Source organism: Patulibacter sp. (genome assembly GCF_030655195.1).
GTDB lineage: Bacteria > Actinomycetota > Thermoleophilia > Solirubrobacterales > Solirubrobacteraceae > Patulibacter.
The window spans coordinates 77,631-94,644 of the sequence record NZ_JAURWA010000108.1; the positions used below are offsets into that span (position 1 = coordinate 77,631).

Annotated in this window: 20 protein-coding genes and 2 riboswitches; of the genes, 13 read left to right on the forward strand and 7 right to left on the reverse strand. The window is 71.2% G+C overall.

Annotation, left to right across the window (positions count from 1 at the left end):
- Nucleotides 1-7: 7 nt before the first annotated feature.
- Complete coding sequence (locus tag Q7T67_RS11505; protein WP_304789260.1) at nt 8-1,648, reverse strand: hypothetical protein; 1,641 nt, start codon at nt 1,646-1,648, stop codon at nt 8-10.
- Between the two features lie 30 nt (nt 1,649-1,678).
- Nucleotides 1,679-1,882: riboswitch (cobalamin riboswitch) on the reverse strand.
- Nucleotides 1,883-1,933: 51 nt separating this feature from the next.
- Nucleotides 1,934-2,124: riboswitch (cobalamin riboswitch) on the forward strand.
- A 93-nt stretch (nt 2,125-2,217) separates the two neighbouring features.
- Between Q7T67_RS11505 and Q7T67_RS11510 the strand changes: the two genes are divergently transcribed.
- Nucleotides 2,218-4,452, forward strand: coding sequence for a hypothetical protein (locus Q7T67_RS11510; RefSeq protein WP_304789262.1), 2,235 nt, complete (start codon nt 2,218-2,220; stop codon nt 4,450-4,452).
- Between the two features lie 171 nt (nt 4,453-4,623).
- Here Q7T67_RS11510 and Q7T67_RS11515 read toward each other — a convergent pair whose 3' ends face one another.
- From Q7T67_RS11515 to Q7T67_RS11525, 3 genes are all read right to left on the reverse strand, one after another.
- Nucleotides 4,624-4,959, reverse strand: a complete 336-nt coding sequence (locus Q7T67_RS11515) for a helix-turn-helix domain-containing protein (RefSeq protein WP_304789264.1) — start codon at nt 4,957-4,959, stop codon at nt 4,624-4,626.
- Between the two features lie 5 nt (nt 4,960-4,964).
- The gene (locus Q7T67_RS11520; protein WP_304789266.1) at nt 4,965-5,312 is read right to left on the reverse strand and encodes a type II toxin-antitoxin system RelE/ParE family toxin; all 348 of its coding nucleotides are present in this window, start codon (nt 5,310-5,312) and stop codon (nt 4,965-4,967) included.
- Nucleotides 5,313-5,518: 206 nt separating this feature from the next.
- A complete protein-coding gene (locus Q7T67_RS11525; protein WP_304789268.1) occupies nt 5,519-5,860 on the reverse strand; it encodes a hypothetical protein in 342 nt (113 codons plus the stop codon).
- Between the two features lie 118 nt (nt 5,861-5,978).
- Between Q7T67_RS11525 and Q7T67_RS11530 the strand changes: the two genes are divergently transcribed.
- Genes Q7T67_RS11530 through Q7T67_RS11545 form a run of 4 tightly spaced genes read left to right on the forward strand, consistent with a single transcriptional unit; the run spans nt 5,979 to nt 8,704 of the window.
- Entirely contained in the window at nt 5,979-6,692 is a 714-nt protein-coding gene (locus Q7T67_RS11530) for a hypothetical protein (RefSeq protein WP_304789269.1), read from the forward strand.
- Complete coding sequence (locus Q7T67_RS11535; RefSeq protein WP_304789271.1) at nt 6,658-7,038, forward strand: GreA/GreB family elongation factor; 381 nt, start codon at nt 6,658-6,660, stop codon at nt 7,036-7,038. Before Q7T67_RS11530 ends, Q7T67_RS11535 begins: the two co-directional genes overlap by 35 nt.
- Nucleotides 7,035-8,048 carry a sensor histidine kinase gene (locus Q7T67_RS11540; RefSeq protein WP_304789273.1) on the forward strand — a complete coding sequence of 338 codons (1,014 nt, stop codon included), beginning with the start codon at nt 7,035-7,037 and terminating at the stop codon, nt 8,046-8,048. Before Q7T67_RS11535 ends, Q7T67_RS11540 begins: the two co-directional genes overlap by 4 nt.
- Nucleotides 8,045-8,704: a response regulator transcription factor gene (locus tag Q7T67_RS11545; protein WP_304789275.1), complete on the forward strand. Its 660-nt coding sequence runs from the start codon at nt 8,045-8,047 to the stop codon at nt 8,702-8,704. Before Q7T67_RS11540 ends, Q7T67_RS11545 begins: the two co-directional genes overlap by 4 nt.
- 223 nt (nt 8,705-8,927) lie before the next feature.
- On the opposite strand, the gene Q7T67_RS11550 is transcribed toward Q7T67_RS11545, so the two are convergent.
- A complete protein-coding gene (locus Q7T67_RS11550) occupies nt 8,928-9,845 on the reverse strand; it encodes a LysR substrate-binding domain-containing protein (RefSeq protein ID WP_304789276.1) in 918 nt (305 codons plus the stop codon).
- Between the two features lie 138 nt (nt 9,846-9,983).
- Here Q7T67_RS11550 and Q7T67_RS11555 point away from each other — a divergent pair, with 138 nt between their 5' ends.
- Together Q7T67_RS11555 and Q7T67_RS11560 are read left to right on the forward strand one after the other, a co-directional pair.
- A complete protein-coding gene (locus tag Q7T67_RS11555) occupies nt 9,984-10,430 on the forward strand; it encodes an HPP family protein (RefSeq protein ID WP_304789278.1) in 447 nt (148 codons plus the stop codon).
- A gap of 218 nt (nt 10,431-10,648) precedes the next feature.
- Nucleotides 10,649-11,125, forward strand: a complete 477-nt coding sequence (locus Q7T67_RS11560) for a hypothetical protein (protein ID WP_304789280.1) — start codon at nt 10,649-10,651, stop codon at nt 11,123-11,125.
- Between the two features lie 140 nt (nt 11,126-11,265).
- On the opposite strand, the gene Q7T67_RS11565 is transcribed toward Q7T67_RS11560, so the two are convergent.
- The gene (locus tag Q7T67_RS11565) at nt 11,266-11,649 is read right to left on the reverse strand and encodes a hypothetical protein (RefSeq protein ID WP_304789282.1); all 384 of its coding nucleotides are present in this window, start codon (nt 11,647-11,649) and stop codon (nt 11,266-11,268) included.
- Between the two features lie 196 nt (nt 11,650-11,845).
- Between Q7T67_RS11565 and Q7T67_RS11570 the strand changes: the two genes are divergently transcribed.
- The 3 genes from Q7T67_RS11570 to Q7T67_RS11580 all read left to right on the forward strand — a co-directional run bounded on the left by Q7T67_RS11570 (nt 11,846) and on the right by Q7T67_RS11580 (nt 13,559).
- Nucleotides 11,846-12,634: a hypothetical protein gene (locus tag Q7T67_RS11570; protein WP_304789283.1), complete on the forward strand. Its 789-nt coding sequence runs from the start codon at nt 11,846-11,848 to the stop codon at nt 12,632-12,634.
- The gene (locus Q7T67_RS11575) at nt 12,634-12,777 is read left to right on the forward strand and encodes a hypothetical protein (protein ID WP_304789286.1); all 144 of its coding nucleotides are present in this window, start codon (nt 12,634-12,636) and stop codon (nt 12,775-12,777) included. Before Q7T67_RS11570 ends, Q7T67_RS11575 begins: the two co-directional genes overlap by 1 nt.
- Nucleotides 12,778-12,947: 170 nt before the next feature.
- Complete coding sequence (locus tag Q7T67_RS11580) at nt 12,948-13,559, forward strand: class I SAM-dependent methyltransferase (RefSeq protein WP_304789289.1); 612 nt, start codon at nt 12,948-12,950, stop codon at nt 13,557-13,559.
- 472 nt (nt 13,560-14,031) lie between these two features.
- Here Q7T67_RS11580 and Q7T67_RS11585 read toward each other — a convergent pair whose 3' ends face one another.
- On the reverse strand, nt 14,032-15,021 hold the full coding sequence (locus Q7T67_RS11585) for an NAD-dependent epimerase/dehydratase family protein (RefSeq protein WP_304789292.1): 990 nt from the start codon (nt 15,019-15,021) through the stop codon (nt 14,032-14,034).
- A gap of 245 nt (nt 15,022-15,266) precedes the next feature.
- On the opposite strand from Q7T67_RS11585, the gene Q7T67_RS11590 reads away from it, so the two are divergent.
- The 3 genes from Q7T67_RS11590 to Q7T67_RS11600 form a co-directional block, all read left to right on the forward strand.
- Entirely contained in the window at nt 15,267-15,857 is a 591-nt protein-coding gene (locus Q7T67_RS11590) for a dihydrofolate reductase family protein (protein WP_304789295.1), read from the forward strand.
- 252 nt (nt 15,858-16,109) lie between these two features.
- Nucleotides 16,110-16,235 (forward strand): hypothetical protein, encoded by a 126-nt coding sequence (locus Q7T67_RS11595; RefSeq protein ID WP_304789298.1) that lies wholly within the window; start codon nt 16,110-16,112, stop codon nt 16,233-16,235.
- A gap of 359 nt (nt 16,236-16,594) precedes the next feature.
- Nucleotides 16,595-17,014, forward strand: a 420-nt coding sequence (locus Q7T67_RS11600) for a hypothetical protein (protein WP_304789299.1), incomplete at its 3' end; no start/stop codon positions are given.

Here is a 17,014-nt window from a genome sequence, read left to right on the forward strand (position 1 = left end):
CGTGACCTCAGGGACCGACGGCCAGGCCGTCGGCGCGCACGACGCCCGAGAGCACCCGGATCCGCACCGCCGAGCCGCGGCGGCGCTCCCGCGCGCGGACGACGACCGTCCGGCCGTCGGCGTGGGCGGGCACCGTCACGCGCTGCGCGCGCCCCCGGCCCGAGCGGACCTCGATCACGGCCCGGCGGCGGTCGGCACGGACGACGAGCGCGGGGCGCCCGGCGGGCAGGGTGACCCGCAGCGACGTGCCGCGACGCATCCGGGTGACGGTCTTCCGCCACGCCAGCGGGTCCGCCTGACGCGTGATCCGGCCGGAGAAGCGGACCTGGCGGACGCGCTCATCGATCGGGACGACGACCCGGCCGATCTGCCGCACGACCGCCCGGCCGGTCGGCGCCGCGAAGCGGGCACGCAGGTCGACCGTCCGCCCGGCCGGGACGTCGAGGAGCGCGGAGGTCTGGACCGTCCCGCGCTTCGCCGTCCGCCACCGCGCCTGCTTCACGCCCGGCACGCGGTACTCGATGCGCCAGTCCTTCGTGGGTGAACCGCCGAGCACGGTCCAGCGCACGCCGACCAGCGCGGAGGGGTTCCCGTCGGTCGTGACCCGGAGGTCCTGGACGGTCAGTCCACCGACGCGGAAGCCCCGACCCGACGGCGCGGGCGCGCCGACGGTCAGCGCCCCGCTGCCGGCCGGGGTCGGCGCCGGGGCGGGGACGGTGCTCGGCGGCGGCACGCGGGTGGCGGTGTCGGCCGGCGGCGTGGCGCCGCAGCCTCCGCCGGCGGCGTCGGTCACGCAGATGTCGAGCCGGTTGGAGCGGACGAAGCCGGTGCCCTCGGCCTTGATCCGCTTCCAGCCCGGCGTCGTCCAGCTCAGCGTCGCGCGACCCGCGGCGTCCGAGACCACGGTCGCCGGGTCGGTGCTCGCGACGGTCTGGGCGCCGTTGGCGGCGGTGATGACGGGTGATACGCGGACCCCGACGGCGGGCCGCCGGTAGCCGGCCGCCCCGATGTCGCCGGTCGCCTCGTTGCGGACCGTCGAGACGACGAACGGCTGGCCGAGCCCGACGGTGAAGGTGCTCTTCGCCGCCGCGGTCGGGGGCGCGCCCTCGGCGTCGGAGGTCGGCTCCCCGACGCCCTCGGGCCCGTCGAGGCGCAGGAGGTCCCGGTTGTTGAACGCGTCGTAGACCCACAGCGTCTGGTCCCCGGGGGCCAGCCCGTACTGGCAGCCGCCGACCGAGGTGTAGATGCCGTTGACGAGGATGCCCCAGTAGGCGTAGGTCGAGGCGTCCTCGCCGTCGGGCCCGAAGCGCTGGATGAAGTAGTCGTCGAAGCCGGGGTACCACTGGCCGTCGAAGTCCTGGCCAATGCTGCGCATCGCGTCGTCCGAGGCGGCCGTCGGCGTCGGGCCCGGCGTGGCGTGCGCGCCGTTGTTGGTGCCGTCGCAGATCCGCGGCTCGGTGTCCGACGAGGCGCGGATCGCGTGACCGTCGGTTCGGATCGTGCCCTCGTAGAGGGTCGTGTCCTTGCCTTCGATGCGGACGCGCTGGTCCGACGGCGCGGCGTGCGCGATGGGCGCGCCGGCGGCGGCGAGCAGGGTGGTGGTGATGAGGACGGCGACGCGTGAGCGTGCCGCGATGGAGCGAGCCATGGAGTCCTTTCCCCTAGTCCCGAGGGGTGATCGACGTGGGGCGGACCGGGCAGGTCTCCTGGCTCACGACTACGGACCTCCGCGCCTTCCCAGGAGACCCTCTCCCAGTGGCTGCACGCTGGCGTGCGGTGGTCCTGATCGCTCACAGTGGCGGGTCCGCGCCGGTCTCTCACCGGTCTTCCCTTCACCACGTTCCGCTGATGTTTGGGGCGAACCTAGCACGCCTGCAACGCCCCGCCCAGGATCCGGCGCGGGACGACCGACGTTCCCGGCGACCGCCGACGCGCCACGTCGAGCCTGCTACGTTGCTGCCGTCACGGGCGGGGAACTCCGGTGGGAATCCGGGGCTGACGCGCAGCGGTATGGGGGACGAGCGACTCTCGTCGCCACTGGAACAGGACGTCGTCCTGAACCGGGAAGGCGAGTCGCGAGGACGAACCCGAGCCCGAATATCCGCCCGGACGTCATAGGCCACCCCGTCTCGCGAGAGGACGGCGTCCGTGCAGGCACGCCTCCTCCTCGGAGTCCGTGCCCACCGCGTGTCGTCGTCCCAGAACAGGAGCAACGACATGCGCTCAACCAGCAGCCTCCGGCTGCGCACCCTCGGCATCGCCGCCGTCCTCACCACGGCCGCCTTCCCGGCCCTGGCCGGTGCCGCGCCCGCACCCCAGGCGGAGGTCGACACCGCGATCCAGCGCGGCGCGGCCTGGGTGGTGAACCAGCAGGGCCGCACCGCCGCCGGGGCACCCGGCGGTCCGACGAACGGCTCGTTGCCCGGCTTCCAGGGCAACTGGGTCATCACCTCGCTGGCCGCGGCCGGCATCAACGCCGCCGACGTCCAGAACCCCGGCGTCGCCCAGAGCCTGCAGGACTATCAGCAGGGCACCTACCCCGGCTCGTACGCGACGCTGCCGAACACCTCCAACGTCGCCGGTGCATTCGGGCGCGAGGCGCTCATCTCGTCCTCGGCCGGCATCCAGGTCACGAAGATCACCCAGGACCTGAACCTCACGGCGTCGCTCGCGAGCAAGTGGCGCAAGGCCAACGGCGACTTCGGCGGCTTCGCGCCCAACAGCGACGGCTTCGCGCTGCTGGCCACCGACAGCCTCGGCCTCCCGAAGGGCGTGCGGCAGAAGATCGTCGCGAACCTCCTCACCGCGCAGAAGACGTCCACGACGCCCGACGCCCAGGGCCGCACCGCGGTCGGCGGCTGGTCCTACACCGCCGGCACGAACGGCACCGGCGACATCGACATGACCGGCGCGGTCCTCTCCATGCTCTGCCAGGAGGGCATGACGCCGGCCGACACCGCGGTCGCCAAGGGCGTCGACTTCCTCAAGCGCCGCCTGAACCCGACCACCGGTGGCTTCGGGACCGCCGCCGAGAACTTCATCCAGCCCAACAACCTGCCCTCCGCGGGCTGGGCGCTGATCGGCCTGAAGGCCTGCGGCGTCGACCCGCAGGGCACGGAGTGGACGACCCCCAACGACCAGAACCCGGTGAAGTTCGTCCTCGGCCTGCAGCGGCTCTCGGGCACGAACCAGAACCCGGGCGAGGTCGGGTACGGCAGCTTCAAGTACGCGCCGACCACCGCCTATCCCGCCGGCAGCACGGACATGAACGCCACCGAGGTCGCGGTCCGCGCCCTGTCGAACTTCCGCTGGTCCGCGCCGGCACCCGCCCGGACGAACCCCGCGAACCCGCGTCTGCGACCGGTCACCGCCGTCCCGGACGGCACGACCGTGCCGATCGCGCTGAGCATCGACGCCGGTGACGGCGACGTCCGCTTCTGCGCGGTCCGCGTCGCCTCCGGCGCGCCGCTCACCAGCGTCCTGGAGACGGCGAAGGCCTCATCGATCCCGACCGGGTGCGTCGACGACGTCACGACCGCCCGGGGCGTCGTGACCGGCCTCAACGGCACGACCCTGGCCGCCGGGTCCCGCTGGCAGGTGCGTTTCGCGAACGGCGCCCCGCAGCCCGCCGGCACGCAGCCGGTGCGCTTCGGCGACGTCGTCGCCCTCGAGGTCGGCAGCCCCGTCGCCGCCCCGACGGCCCCCGTCGCGTTCGGCGAGCAGGCGCAGTCCACGATCTCCGCCGCACGCACCGTGACGTTCACCGCCAAACAGGACGACGTCGACGTCACGCGTCCCGCGGTCGTCGGGGACGACCCGAGCGACTTCCTGGTCACCCGAGACACGTGCACCGGCGCGACGCTCGACAAGGACGAGACGTGCGCCATCGACGTGCGCTTCGCCCCGTCGACGACCGGCGCCCGGCAGGCCGCGGTCCGGCTGACCGGTACCGGTGAGATCCCGATCACCGCCGACGTGCCGCTCACCGGTTCGGGCGGCGCGCTGCCCAAGGGCGACACGGGGCCGGCCGGGAGCACCGGCTCCCAGGGCACCCCCGGCGTCCCCGGGACCGACGGTGCGGCGGGCACGCCCGGCGCCAAGGGCGACATCGGACCGGCCGGCACACCCGGGGCGCCCGGCAGCTCGGGCCCTGAGGGTCCCAAGGGCGACCCCGGTGCGAAGGGCGACGACGCCGACGTCACCTGCCGTCTGGTGCGCCGGAGCTCGACGCAGATCACCTGCGCCGTCTCCGGTGCCACCGCCAAGCGCCGGACGATGAAGGCCCGTCTCACGCGCCACGGCCGCACCTACGCCACCGGCACCGTCCGCCGCACCCGGACCGAGCTCCGCCGCGTCTCCGGCCGTCGCATCGTCGCCGGCGTCTACACACTGCGCTTCGGCACCGGCCGGAAGGCGACGGCGCTGAAGGTCGTCATCCGCGCGGCGCGCTGAGCGCCAGGCGTTCCACGGGCCCGGCTGCGACCGGGCCCGTCCTGTCCTTCGGCGAGTCTGGCCGGGAATACGGCGACATCTGGCCCGACGACGGTCGGTGAATGCGCGACCCGTCGTCCCAAAGAGGAGCGCTGATCGGAACACATCGCCGCTGACCGAGGGGCGCCAGGGTCAATCGGCTCGGGTTCCGTGCGGCGAGACGTCGATCTCCTCGTCGTCGAACGTCGCCACGACGCGGAGCCTGCCGCCGAGTGCGGCGACGTAGCGCTCGAGCGTCGAGACGCGGAGGTCCTCCCCCGCCCGCTCGATCGTCGACACTCGCGGCCGGCTGACCTCGAGGCGCTCGGCGAGCACGGCCTGACTGATGCCACGGCGCTCGCGGATCTCGTGCAGGGCCGCCTCGGCCTCGAGGCTCTCGACCAGCGCCGCCCGGCGCGCAGCGCGTTCCGGGGTATCCGGGCGCTGCGCGCGGATCTCCGCAGCGGTCTTGGGCTTTGTGAACGCCATAGTGGTCACTCGCTCTCGTCGAGGTACGTCAGGTAGTGGGCGTAGAGCGCGTCGGCGAGCGGGATGTTGCGCTCGTACCAGGCGGTCCAGTCGCCGGACTTGTCGCCGCCGATCAAGAGGATCGCCTGCCGGACCGGGTCGAACGCGAACAGCACCCGCAGGTGCCCGCCGATCGACCGGAGCTCTTTCATGTTGTGGTGCGTGCTGGTCTTGATCCGATCCGCGGCCGGCCGCCCGAGCGCGGGACCTCGGACTTCCAGGAGCTCAATGGACGCCATGATCGAGTCCCAGTCGTCGTCGCAGAGCCCGGCGAGCCACGACTCGACGTCCGCGCTGAAGAGGACGGTCCACATCAGGAAGCTAGCGTAATGCTTGCGTTACCGCAACGCATGGGTTTCCGAGCGCTCCCCGGGGGCGGATCGCGACCGTCAGGGCGACGACACGCGCAAAGCGTCACGGCAGGACGCGGACGACCACCGAGGTCCGCCGCTACCGACTCTGCACCCCCGGCCCGAAACGCTGAGCCACAGGTCGCGCTCGCAGGGGCCCTCAACGACAGTCAGCAGCGGCGGGTGGCGGCCAGGACGCTCTTGCGTGCCGCATCGCATGCAGCCGCGGCATCAGCCAGCGCCGCTTCGGCACGCTGCAGCTCACGGCTCGTCTGGACGCAGGTGGTGCACGCCGGTGCGCGGTCGGCGAGGTTCGGCAGTGATGCTTGCAGCGTGCGCAGGCAGGCGTCCAGGACGCCGAGCGTCGCGGCGATCGACGGGGGGTCTTCGGGCGTACACGTGCTCTGCGTCTCGAATGCGCGGGTGGCGATCATCAGGTCGCATGCCGCATCGAAGAGGCGGTCCACCGGCGGGTGGTGTCGGTCATGGGTCAGCCACGTGCGGACGCTCACCATCACCGCAGCGTCCCGCTCCCGGCGTTGAGGCGCCATGGTCGGTCCCTGCCATCTGCTCCGATGATGGGGGCAACCGGCCATGCCTCCGGGAGGCGGGGTGATCGACGCTTCGGCGATGCCCTTCCCCACCGATGCGTCCCCGGACGCGCTGTTGATGACCGCCGGAGCGCGGAACCTGCTCGAGATCGAAATGCAGGACCTCTCCGCGACCTACGACAGCGGCGTGCGGCGCCTCGGTCGGTGTCCCACGGATCCGCGGCTGACGGTCGCCGGCAGGATCGCGTACCTCGATCGCGTGCTGCGAGCCGCGGTGATCCTGCACACCGGCGCGCCCGGGCCGGGGCTCGTCGCCGTCGGCTCCACCGTGGACCTCCTCACCGCCGACGGCGGGACGCTCGCGATCCGGGTCGTCGCAGGCCCCGGCGGCCGGGAACGACGCGGAGCGCTGGACGTCGATGCGCATTCACCGATGGGCGCAGCGGTCCTGTGGCAACCTGCTGGCACCACGGTGCAGGTCGCGTGGGAAGACGGATCCTCAGCGTCGTTGATGATCGTGAGCATCCGCGAGGCGCTCCTCCCGGTCCCCGAGCACCACCGGTGCCACGACCTGCTTCGCGCGCTTGCGCGGCTGCGGCCGACGGGATGGTGGAGAGCAACCATGGCCGCGGGGCCCCGTGCGTTGCATGGTCATGGGTATGCCGCTGGCCGCACTCTCATCGACAAAGGTCGTCCTCGTGACGGTCTTCGAATTCGAATCCCTCACCACCCAGCTGGCGCGTCTGAAGGTCGAGCAGGTGTCCAGGCCCACCGGGAACACGGGGCCCGGTGATCCCGCGGTCCCGGGGAACGGACTGGCCGACCAGATCGTGCTGCTGGAGACCGCGCTACAGCGCGCGGTCATCGCGCACCCCGACACCTACCACCCCGACAACCGCGGCTACGCGCTGGCCGCGGTTGGCACGACCGTGCAGGTGCACGACGGTGCCAAGCGCTGCTTCTACCGTCTGACGCTCGGCGTCGACGTGCACGACGACGGCGACGTCGTGGCGGTCTCCGCGTTCTCGCCGGTCGGCGCCGCGCTGATGGGTCGCGCGGTCGGTGACACGGTGGAAATCGCGCTGCCCGGTGGGCGGAGCCGGACGCTCGAGGTCCTGCGGATCACGGACGACGCGTGACCACCGACGCTGCGATCTGGGACCGTCGGTCCATGCGGATGACCACCAGGATGATGCGGATGCCGCTGGCGCGACAGATCTTCCTCGTCGCCTCGATCGTCCTGATCGTCGTGACCGGGGCGCTGATCCTCTCGCCGGTGACGATCTCCTCACCGATGACCGTCCGCGACAGCGCCCTGATCGTCGGCGGCCTCGGGGTCATCCTCCTGTCGATCTACCTGGCGCTGCGCCGGTTGCTCGCCCCGCTGCACCGCCTGGCGCACGCGATGGGGACCATCGATCCGCGCTACCCCGACCCGGACCTCCGGGCGCGCATCGCGCCGGACGACCGCGACGTCGAGCAGCTCCTCGAAGCGTTCGAGTCGATGCTCGACCGCTTCCGCCTCGAACGGCTCGAGAGCGACCGCAGGACCGCCGCCGCACAGGAAGCGGAACGGCGGAGCGTCGCCGGCGAGATCCACGACGAGCTCGGCCAGACCCTCACCGCGCTGGCCCTCCAGCTGGACCGCGCGGAGATGGAGCCCCAACACCGCGAACTCGCGCAACGCACCGTCGCCAGAGCGCTCGGCGACGTGCGCGGCATCGCCAGGCGACTCCGTCCCGAGGGCCTGGACGACCTCGGCCTGCTGAACGCCATGATCGCGCTCTGCCGCCGCGTGGAGGAAGAGAGCGGCAACACCATCCACCGCGACCTGCGACCGCCGATCCCCGCCCTGGACGGCGACGTCGAGCTGGCGATCTACCGGATCGCCCAAGAAGCGCTCACCAATGCGATCCGACACGCTCACGCCGACACGATCACCGTCTCCCTCGGCGTCGACGACGGACACCTCGTGCTGACCGTCTCCGACGACGGCCGAGGCTTCGTGCACCTCCCCGACCCCGACGGCGGCCTCTCCGGCATGCGCGAGCGCGCTCGCCTCATCCGGGCCACGTTCGAGATGACGTCCGAGACGCGGCTCGGCACGACCATCCGCTGCTCGATTCCCCTCGAGAGCTCCGCGTCATGACCACTCCCCTACGCACCCGCATCATGCTCGCCGACGACCACGCGCTCGTCCGCAGCGGCATCCGCCTGATCCTCGACAGCGAACCCGACCTCGAGGTCGTCGAAGAGGCCGGGGACGGGATCGAGGCGGTGGAGATCGCGTTGCGCGGCACCGTCGATCTCGCGATCCTCGATGTCTCGATGCCCGGCCGCACCGGCTTGCAGGTCGCCCGCGAGATCACCCGGCGACGCCCGGAGATCCGGATCCTGCTGCTCTCGATGCACGAGAACGAGCAGTACCTCTTCGAGGCGCTGAAGGCCGGAGCGGCCGGGTACGTCCTGAAGTCCGCCGCCAACCGCGACCTCGTCGACGCGTGCCGCGGCGCGATGCTCGGCCGACCGTTCCTCTACCCCAAGGCGCTGCAGGCCCTGACCAAGGAGCTCCTCGACGACGCCCGCGCCGGCGGATCGCTCCCCCGCGACGTCCTCACCGCCCGCGAGCAGGAGGTCGTCAAGCAGATCGCCGAGGGTCTGACCACCGACGAGATCGCCGTCCAGCTGGTGATCAGCCCCCACACCGTCGAGCGTCACCGCTCCAACGCCCTGGAGAAGCTCGGCCTGCGCAACCGCGTCGAACTGGCGCGCTACGCCATCCGACGGGGGCTCGTCGAACCATGACCACCCCCTTCCGGCTGCAGAACAACTCGCGTCGCTCACGTCTCCCGCCAACGCGACCCGCATGGCCGTCGATGCGCAGCGAGAGCGACCCGCGACTCCGTCCCCCGCCGATCCGCTCCCGCCGCGACGGGTGGGCTCGCACGACGGGCGCACGCGGCGGCCCGTTCCCTGCCGATCCGCAACGACGGAACCAATGATGCAGTGACGATCGACAAACGATGCATCACGATTCTCCGCTCAGGGCCGTCTCGATCAGCGCTTCGACGTCCGTGCCGGCGAGGCTGTCGGTGAGGGCACGGACGACGGGAGCCGGCGGCCCGGCAGCCGCGGCGATCAGCGCGATCGTCGGTTCGATCACCGGGTCGAGGATCGTCCTCGCGCGCGTCCCCGCCGGAAGATGCTCTCCCATGAGCCACGTGTGGCCGATCACCGTCGCCCATCCCTGACGGACGAACCCGAGGAGCAACGCGAACGAGTCGGCCTGCACCCGCGGACGGACCACCACACCGGCGGAGCGCAGTGCGTCGTCGACGATCACGCGATGCTGCATCTCCGGCGTCAGCAGACACAGCGACCTCTCACCTACTGATCGCCACGAGACGTCGACCTTGTCGTCATCGTCGTCGTCCGGGGTGCCCACCAGGACGAAGCGTTCGCTGTAGAGCGGCCGGAGCTCGAGAGACGGCGCACCGACATCGTCGTAGACCAGGGCGGCGTCGAGCTCATGGCGGAGCACCTCGCCCACCAGCACGTCCGCGGGCGCGGTCCGGATCTCCACCCGGACGCCAGGATGGGCATCTATGAGTGGCGCGATGAGGGTCGGTGCAGCGGCTACCGCGGTGGGTACCGTCCCCAATCGCAACGTCGCGTTGAGCTGGCCCCGCAACCGGGTGGCCTCCGCCGTGATCCCTTCGACGGAGCTGACGGTCTGACGAGCGCGGATGACCAACGCCTCGCCCGCGTCGGTCAGTCCGATCATCCCTGCTCCCCCACGCTCGATCAGCCGTACCCCCAGCTCGGATTCGAGCCTGCGGATCGCCATCGACAGCGCCGGCTGCGACACGTCGCACGCCGCCGCGGCCCGCCCGAAGTGGCGTTTCTCGGACAAGGCGACGAAGAACCTCAGGTGCCGCACATTCACGCTCGATCACCTCTGGTTATCGGTTGGTCAAAGATTGATATTGGATTCTTTCGGCGGTCGTCGGCAGGCTTCCTCGCCGCAATGCCAACGTCGATCGTTCCTCCCCGCCTCCTCCCCTACGTCCGGATGGGCGTGGGCGTGTTTTGCAGCGCCATCCTCGTCGCCGCCATCGGCAAGGCGCTGGACATGCCGCTGCTGATCGCCCCGTTCCTCGCGACCGCGGCGCTCAAGCACAGCGCTCCACACCTGCCCGGCGTCGCGCCGCGCCGCGTCATCGGAGGCCATTTCGTCGGAGCGTCGACCGGCGTCGCGGTCGGTGCGCTGCTCGGGGGCGGTGGACTCTCCGTCGCGATCGCCGCATCGGTCGCAGCGGTGGCGATGATGAGCCTCGACGTGCTGCACGCCCCCGCGGTCGCGACCGCCTCCGTCGCGATCCAAAACCACGGAGACCATTGGTTCCCCATCACCGTCGTGCTGATCGGTGCCGCGACTCTGGTGGCGACGACGGTCGTGCTCTCCCCACTCCTACACGGACGGCGCTATCCCGTGGCTCGCCCGACGCTCGAGCCCGCCACGAACCCCTAATCGGCGTCGGAGCCCCAGGATCATCCAAGCACCTTGCCGAGTGGGGTCCGATGACGGTCTGGACCATGCCATCGGTCCGCGCGCCAAGCCGAGACGGACAGCGAGGACGTCAGACGCCGTGCCGCTCCGCCCGGGTTGCATCAATCGCGGTGCCCGTGTGGTCGGCCGCGACGAGATGTGCTCTCACCCGCTCGCACGAGTCGGCGTACGTTAGGGCGATGAAGACCTGGGACATCAACGCGCTCGAAGGATTCCCCGGTCCCCCTCGCGTCCTGTCGACCACCGATGAGACCCGCGCGATCGTGCTCGGCCTCGACGAGGGACAGGTGTTGGCCGAGCACCAGGTGCACGAACGGGCATGGGTCGTCGTGATCTCCGGCCACGTGAGACTCACCGACGACGCGGGCACCCACATCGACGCATCCTCGGGCTTCACGTTCGAACTCGAGCCCAACGAGCGACACTCGGTACTCGCGACGACCACCGCGCGACTGTTGCTACTGCTGGCTCCGTGGCCCGGGGCCGGCCACCCCAGAGAGGCGACGCGGATTGCGCATTCACGGGCCCGACAGGACGTTCTGTTGCGCACCGGCCCGCCCTCCCCTGAGTCCGGGAGACCTGTTGTGCCCACCGGTCTCACACCGGCGCAGAAGGCCGCGGACCGCTGGGCCACCGACGGTGGACGCCTCCTGTAGCGGCAGCGAGCACCCTCGCCCCGCCCTCTGCGCGAGGACGCGGCACCGGCTCGATCAGACGCAACGCGAAGGCCGGCGCGTCCTGCCGGCTCTCGTCGGCAACACGGCGCCACTCGATCCTGTGGGACCTTCGGTGCGCTCTAGGGCTCCTCAGCCAGCGGGCCGTGCGGGCTGCGGCTGTCGGGTGGAAGGTCCGGGCGAGACGCGAGATCGCGGGCGCGGGCGCAGCCCTGCGCTGCATCGTCGAGCGTGCGTCGCACAACGCGCAGGACGCCGTCGATCTCGCGGTCGCTGGGGATCCCCGGACCGCGGTCGGAGATGTGCTCCAGCGTCTGGCGCATGGAGACGAGAGTCGAACCGAGAACGCCGAGCGTCGCGGCCAGGCGCTCGGACTCGTCGGTCTGGCCCATCGCCTGCGTCTCGAGTCGCTTGCCGGCGACCATCAGGTCCCGGGCGGCCTCCAGAAGCGCGTCGGGCGGTGCCTCGACGGTTGCGGCAGGAGCGCGCGAAGGTGGGATGCCCATCCCGCGAGTCTCCGGTCGGCCCCGCCTCAACGCTATGGGTGGGTCCCGCCATCTCGCCTCGCCAGAGATCCCTCAGATCAACGGCCCAAACCGCTGGTGACGTCGTCGAACCCGCGGGCCTTGCTCGTGAGCGCGGGGATTCAGATGGGGGAAACCGGCCATGGTTTCGCTGCTCCCTCACGGCGACGCTCTGGGTATGAGTACCGACCTCTCATGCCGGGCCCAGAGATCGCCGACACGCTGGGCGCGTCTGCTGGCCCCCAAGCCGTTCGTAGCGACGACCGACCCTCTGACGGGGGCGGATCTCGTGGTCCAGACGTTCTGCGACTCCTTCGAGCGCGGCGTCGCGCCGACGTCGCAGGCGGCCAGGGAGATCACCGCTCTGCGCCCCCGGGCGCGCAAGAGCGGCAGCGACCTCGACACGCTACGCCGCCGGGAGCACCTCGTGCTCGACTGGTTCATCCGCACGTATGTTCCAGAGTGGCTGCAAGCAGCAGGTCTTCAGGAGGCCGCCCATCGCCTCACCGCCCTGAACGAGATCACTGACCTCGAAACGGCGACGGCCGCGACCGAAGCGGTGGAGAACGCCGAGACAACCGCTCGCGCTGCCCTCCTCAAGGCGTCCGCGGACGTTCCCGTCGGACGGCTCACGTTCGCGCGGGACAAAGCTCGTGCGTCGCACTACGCCAGTGCCGGCATCGCGGCGACCGTCGCCGGCGGCGGAGTGCTCGGGTGGCCCCTCACCGGGGACGCCGCGTCCGGGGCCCGCTGGGCAGTCGCCGAACGCGCCGCACTGAATGCCTGCACGACCGTCATCGTCCGGGCGGTCGCCTCCACAGCGAACGTCTCGGAGACCGCCCAGGCCGCGGTGCACGACACCACCGCGGTCCTGCAGCGATCGGCCTGGCGCCTGCTTGACCGTCTCTGCGCGCCCCCCGACGAACACCCAGACACAACTTCTCAAGTCCACCGAGGAGGAGCATGATGAGCGGCAACCAGCCCGACGAGCGCGCTCGCGATCCTCTGACGCAGATCCACGGCTACGAGGAGTGGAACGGATGGTGGCACTTCCCCGTTGTCCTGGGCATCGCTACGACCGCGATCCTCATCGCGGCAGTCCTGATCTAGGCGCCAGACTGCGGAGCAAACGTCGGCCGGCCACTCGCGAGAACCGTCAACTCCTGAGCCGACCGGCCGAGACTGCCGCACGGCGACCGGGACCAGGATCATCGCTCGCGCCGCTCGACGATGGGTCCGCCGCACATCCAAAGCCCGTGCAATTCCGAAACGATCGCGTCGTGTCGCTCTACGGCCCCGTCTTCACCGCCATCTACGACCCATTGCTCGCCTGGGGCGAGCGCTCCGGGATGCACGAGCTCCGGCGGACCGTCCTCGCCGACGCGACCGGCGACATCCTCGAACTCGGGGCCGGCACCGGCCTGAACCTCGACGCGTACCCGCCATCCATCGCGAGCGTCACCCTCACCGAGCCCGAGCCGTCGATGGCCAAGCGCCTCCGCAACCTCGACGGCCGGCACGTCGTCGTGGAGTCCGGTGCCGAAGACCTCCCCTTCGACGACGCCTCCTTCGACACCGTCGTCAGCACCCTCGTGCTGTGCACCGTCGACGATGTCCACCGGGCGCTGAAGGAGGTTCGTCGCGTCCTGCGACCGGGCGGCGCCTTCCTCGTGATCGAACACGTCCGTGCCGAGCGCCGACGCTTGGCCTGGATCCAAGACCGACTCCACCGTCCATGGCGCGCAATCGGGTACGGCTGCAACTGCAACCGCGATACGTTGGCGGCCCTCCGCAATTCCGGGTTTGACGTGAAGGACCTGCGCACAAACCGCTGGCGCAGGATGCCGGTCATCGTCGGCCCGCTCGTCGCAGGTCGCGTACGTCCGACGTGACCAACCACTCAACGCGCCATGCGTGATACCGCGTCGACGCGTCGCGGACAGTCCGTGCTCTGGGCGGCGCCCCGGGAGACCGAAGGTAGAGCACGCCGGAGTCGCAGGACCTCGACGGCGGTCGAGCACGCAGAACCGAACGCCTCGTCAGGAGGTGACAGTTCGAGCCTTATCGCGCGCGGCGGATTCCGAGATCAGCGCTGCGACCGCAGGATGGCATGCAGGAGGTCGACGGTTCGAGCCCGTCTAGCTCCACCTCCCAGACGCACACGAAAGCCCCATCCAAGACGGGGCTTTCGCCGTTCCGGGGGGGGCACCAGCCCACCGCGGACCGCACCAGCGAAACGCAGGGCGTAGGAGGCGACTCGCCCGAGCCGAGCGCCCCGCCTGGGAGCTCGGCCTGTCCCGTGACGGATCGTCCTCTGGCATGCGGTTTCGCGTCGGGCCGCAGATGCGGACCTCGAGCCGTCGGTCACGTCAGGCTCAGGGCCTTCCGCTCCTTCTCGGGATCGACGCCCGGGGCCGGCCGATCGGTCCGAAGCGGCGGCCGGCGGTCCTCGTCGAGGATCCACGACCACGTGTCCCGGACGGTCTCGTCGAGGGGGCGGCAGGTGAGGCCGGCGGCCGCGGCTCGCGCGCTGTCGATCAGGTGCATGCCGCGGGCCTCGTGACCGTGGGGGATCCAGATCGGCAGCTCGGACCACGCCTCGATCCCCGCACGCTCGATCGTCGCGGCGTCGGTCCAGTGCAAGGTCGCGTCGGAGCGGGTCGCGGCGACGCAGCCGCCCAGCAGCTCGCGCATGGTGCCGTGGCCGGGTCTGCTGACCGTGTTGTACGGCCCGGAGAGGCCGCGCTCTGCGGCCGACAGGATCCAACGCGCGAGGTCGCGGGCGTCCACCCACTGCAGCGGCAGATCCTCAGGACCGGGAGCGAGGACATCGCCCCCACGATCGATGCGCAGGAGCCACCACGGCAGCCGGACGACGTCCTCGTGCGGGCCGAGGATCAGCCCGGCGCGCGCGATCAGCGCACGGTCGCCGAACACGGCCTGGACCGCGAGTTCACCGCCGCGCTTGTCCGTGGGGTAGTCCACGCCCTCGGCGTCCGCGACCGCGGCGACGGGCGCTGCCGTCTCGTCGACCCCGGCGCTCGGCGGATACGGGTACACCGAGCAGCTCGAGACGTACGCGTACCGGTCGGCCACCGGCTCGAGAGCCCGCGCGGCGCGCAGCACGACCCCCGGAGCTCCGGACCACGTATCGACCACGAGGTCCCACCGCTCCCCCAGGGCGGCCCTCAGGCCGGTGTCGAGGAGCCGATCGCCGTCGAGCTGCCGGACGCGCGGGTCCGGATGCCGACGTGTCCCGCGGTTCAGGGTCGCGACGTCCCACCCGCCGGCGAGGCCCTCGTCGGCGACAGCTCGGCCGACGAATCCCGAACCGCCGAGCACCAGGAGCCGCATCGGCCCACGGTACCGGCCGTCCGGACCGACTCCGCTTCTGGCTCGTCCCACGAGGGAACGACGGTCGGACGCCGCGAGGCCGCGGCCGGCCCACGCTGACCGGCCACCCGTTCCGTCCCGGATTCGATCGTCTGCCGGACGTCGCTGAGCGCTCCCCCCGAGACCGGGTCGACCGCGATGAGTTCTCACGGCCGGCTCGGTCCCATCTGCGAAGGCACGCCCACCGAGAGCACGGAGGTCAGTCCATGGGTCGCATCGTCGTCGTCAACTTCATGAGCATCGACGGGGTCATCCAGTCGCCCCTGTCGCCGGACGAGGACCGCGACGGCGGCTTCTCGCACGGCGGCTGGGTTCCGCCCTACAGCGATGAGACCGTCAACGGCGTCATGGAGAGGGTCACCGTCGACGCCGCCGGGATGCTGTTGGGCCGACGGTCCTACGAGATCCTCCACCGCGCCTGGGCTGGGGTCGACGAGACCGAGCCGGCCATCGCGGCGATGAACAGCATGCCCAAGTACGTCGTCTCGTCCTCGCCCCTCGACCCTGCGTGGCGGAACTCCCACGCGGTCGGCTCCGATCTCCGGGCCGTCGCGAACGACCTCAAGACCCGCACCGACGGCGACCTCGTCGTCTTCGGCTCCGGGACCCTGGTCCGTGCGCTCGCCGAACACGACCTCGTCGAGGAGTACCGACTGCTGCTCTTCCCGATCGTGCTCGGCGCCGGAAAGCGGATGTTCGACGAGCGGGCACGTCTCGCCACGTTCGCGCTCAGCAACCACGTCACGACCGCGTCCGGCGTGGTCGTCCTGACCTACACCCGGAACCAGGCCCCGTAGCCTTCACCCGTCGCCCACCCGGCACCCGACGATCCCGCTGCCGATCGGCTGCCCGGACGAACAGCTGCGACCTGTCGGCGTCGGTCGCACCGACCGCGACGCCCTCGGCTCAGGAGGTCGTCATCCCGGCGTGCGTCGACGTCGAGGATGCACGGCGTGGAACAGCACGTCCGGCGGCACCCGCGAACGCGCACACCCGCGCATCGGCCCGCCAGCCTTACGTTGTAAGTCGAAAAGTGTAGCGTCGTCACCATGAACGACATGCGCAACGCCAACATCGTCCTGCGGCGCATCGCCGCGATGTTCTTCGCGGCCTGCGGCTTCGGCGCCGCCGCGATGGCCACGGTGACGATCGTCTTCTTCGCCACGAAACCCTGAGCGGAGCGCCCGGGGGCGGCCGGCGTCCCCCCCCACCCCCCCGTCGAGGACGCGCGAATGCGCCAGACGAGCGGGAGGGCGCATCCGATCGGGGTCGACTTACGTTGTAAGAGCAGGACCGACGGACGACGCATCGTGCGTCACGCGGTCCGCTCACCCATGCGCTGCACGCCGCCCATCGACGCTCCGGGACCCGCCAACGCCGGGAGCGGGCGGTCCATCACCCGTGCGCGGCGGAACGGCGTGGCCGGCCGCACCGACACGGCGCGACGGCCGTCCGACGGTCCGCCGCGACCAGGTCCGTGTTCCGGACCTGCGTCTCGCACCCCGGGAGCACTCATCACGACGAAGGAGTCCGCATGACGGACGTCACCAACCACCTGTACGAGACCATCGACCGGCAGAGCGCCGACCAGCCCGCGGCGACGCGTCGCAACCTGGTCAAGGGGACCGCCGTCGCGCTGGGCTCCCTCGGGCTGATGGGCCTCGCGACCGGTACGGCCGACGCGAAGGTCAACACGGCCGACGCGAACCAGGCGGAGAACATCGCGGCCGTCGCCGCGACGGCTGAGATCCTCGCCACGATCGTCAACACGGTCGGCGCCGAGAAGCTGAAGGACAAGCTGGACCCGGTGACCCTGCGCAACGTGCAGGCCGCCGCCCAGCAGGAGAAGAACCACTACGAGGTCCTGACCTCGGCCGCCGTCGGCGGCAAGGCCGTCACCGACACGATCTACGTGCCCGACGAGGTCTTCGCCTCCCCGGAGAACCTGCTCAAG

Coding starts and splice junctions, on each gene's coding strand:
- Q7T67_RS11530 (WP_304789269.1), top strand. CDS start 5,979: ATGCCCTTCCCCACCGATGCGTCCCCGGACGCGCTGTTGATGACCGCC.
- Q7T67_RS11565 (WP_304789282.1), bottom strand. CDS start 11,649: ATGGGCATCCCACCTTCGCGCGCTCCTGCCGCAACCGTCGAGGCACCG.
- Q7T67_RS11560 (WP_304789280.1), top strand. CDS start 10,649: ATGAAGACCTGGGACATCAACGCGCTCGAAGGATTCCCCGGTCCCCCT.
- Q7T67_RS11595 (WP_304789298.1), top strand. CDS start 16,110: ATGAACGACATGCGCAACGCCAACATCGTCCTGCGGCGCATCGCCGCG.
- Q7T67_RS11590 (WP_304789295.1), top strand. CDS start 15,267: ATGGGTCGCATCGTCGTCGTCAACTTCATGAGCATCGACGGGGTCATC.
- Q7T67_RS11545 (WP_304789275.1), top strand. CDS start 8,045: ATGACCACTCCCCTACGCACCCGCATCATGCTCGCCGACGACCACGCG.
- Q7T67_RS11520 (WP_304789266.1), bottom strand. CDS start 5,312: ATGTGGACCGTCCTCTTCAGCGCGGACGTCGAGTCGTGGCTCGCCGGG.
- Q7T67_RS11575 (WP_304789286.1), top strand. CDS start 12,634: ATGAGCGGCAACCAGCCCGACGAGCGCGCTCGCGATCCTCTGACGCAG.
- Q7T67_RS11570 (WP_304789283.1), top strand. CDS start 11,846: ATGAGTACCGACCTCTCATGCCGGGCCCAGAGATCGCCGACACGCTGG.
- Q7T67_RS11515 (WP_304789264.1), bottom strand. CDS start 4,959: ATGGCGTTCACAAAGCCCAAGACCGCTGCGGAGATCCGCGCGCAGCGC.
- Q7T67_RS11585 (WP_304789292.1), bottom strand. CDS start 15,021: ATGCGGCTCCTGGTGCTCGGCGGTTCGGGATTCGTCGGCCGAGCTGTC.
- Q7T67_RS11505 (WP_304789260.1), bottom strand. CDS start 1,648: ATGGCTCGCTCCATCGCGGCACGCTCACGCGTCGCCGTCCTCATCACC.
- Q7T67_RS11510 (WP_304789262.1), top strand. CDS start 2,218: ATGCGCTCAACCAGCAGCCTCCGGCTGCGCACCCTCGGCATCGCCGCC.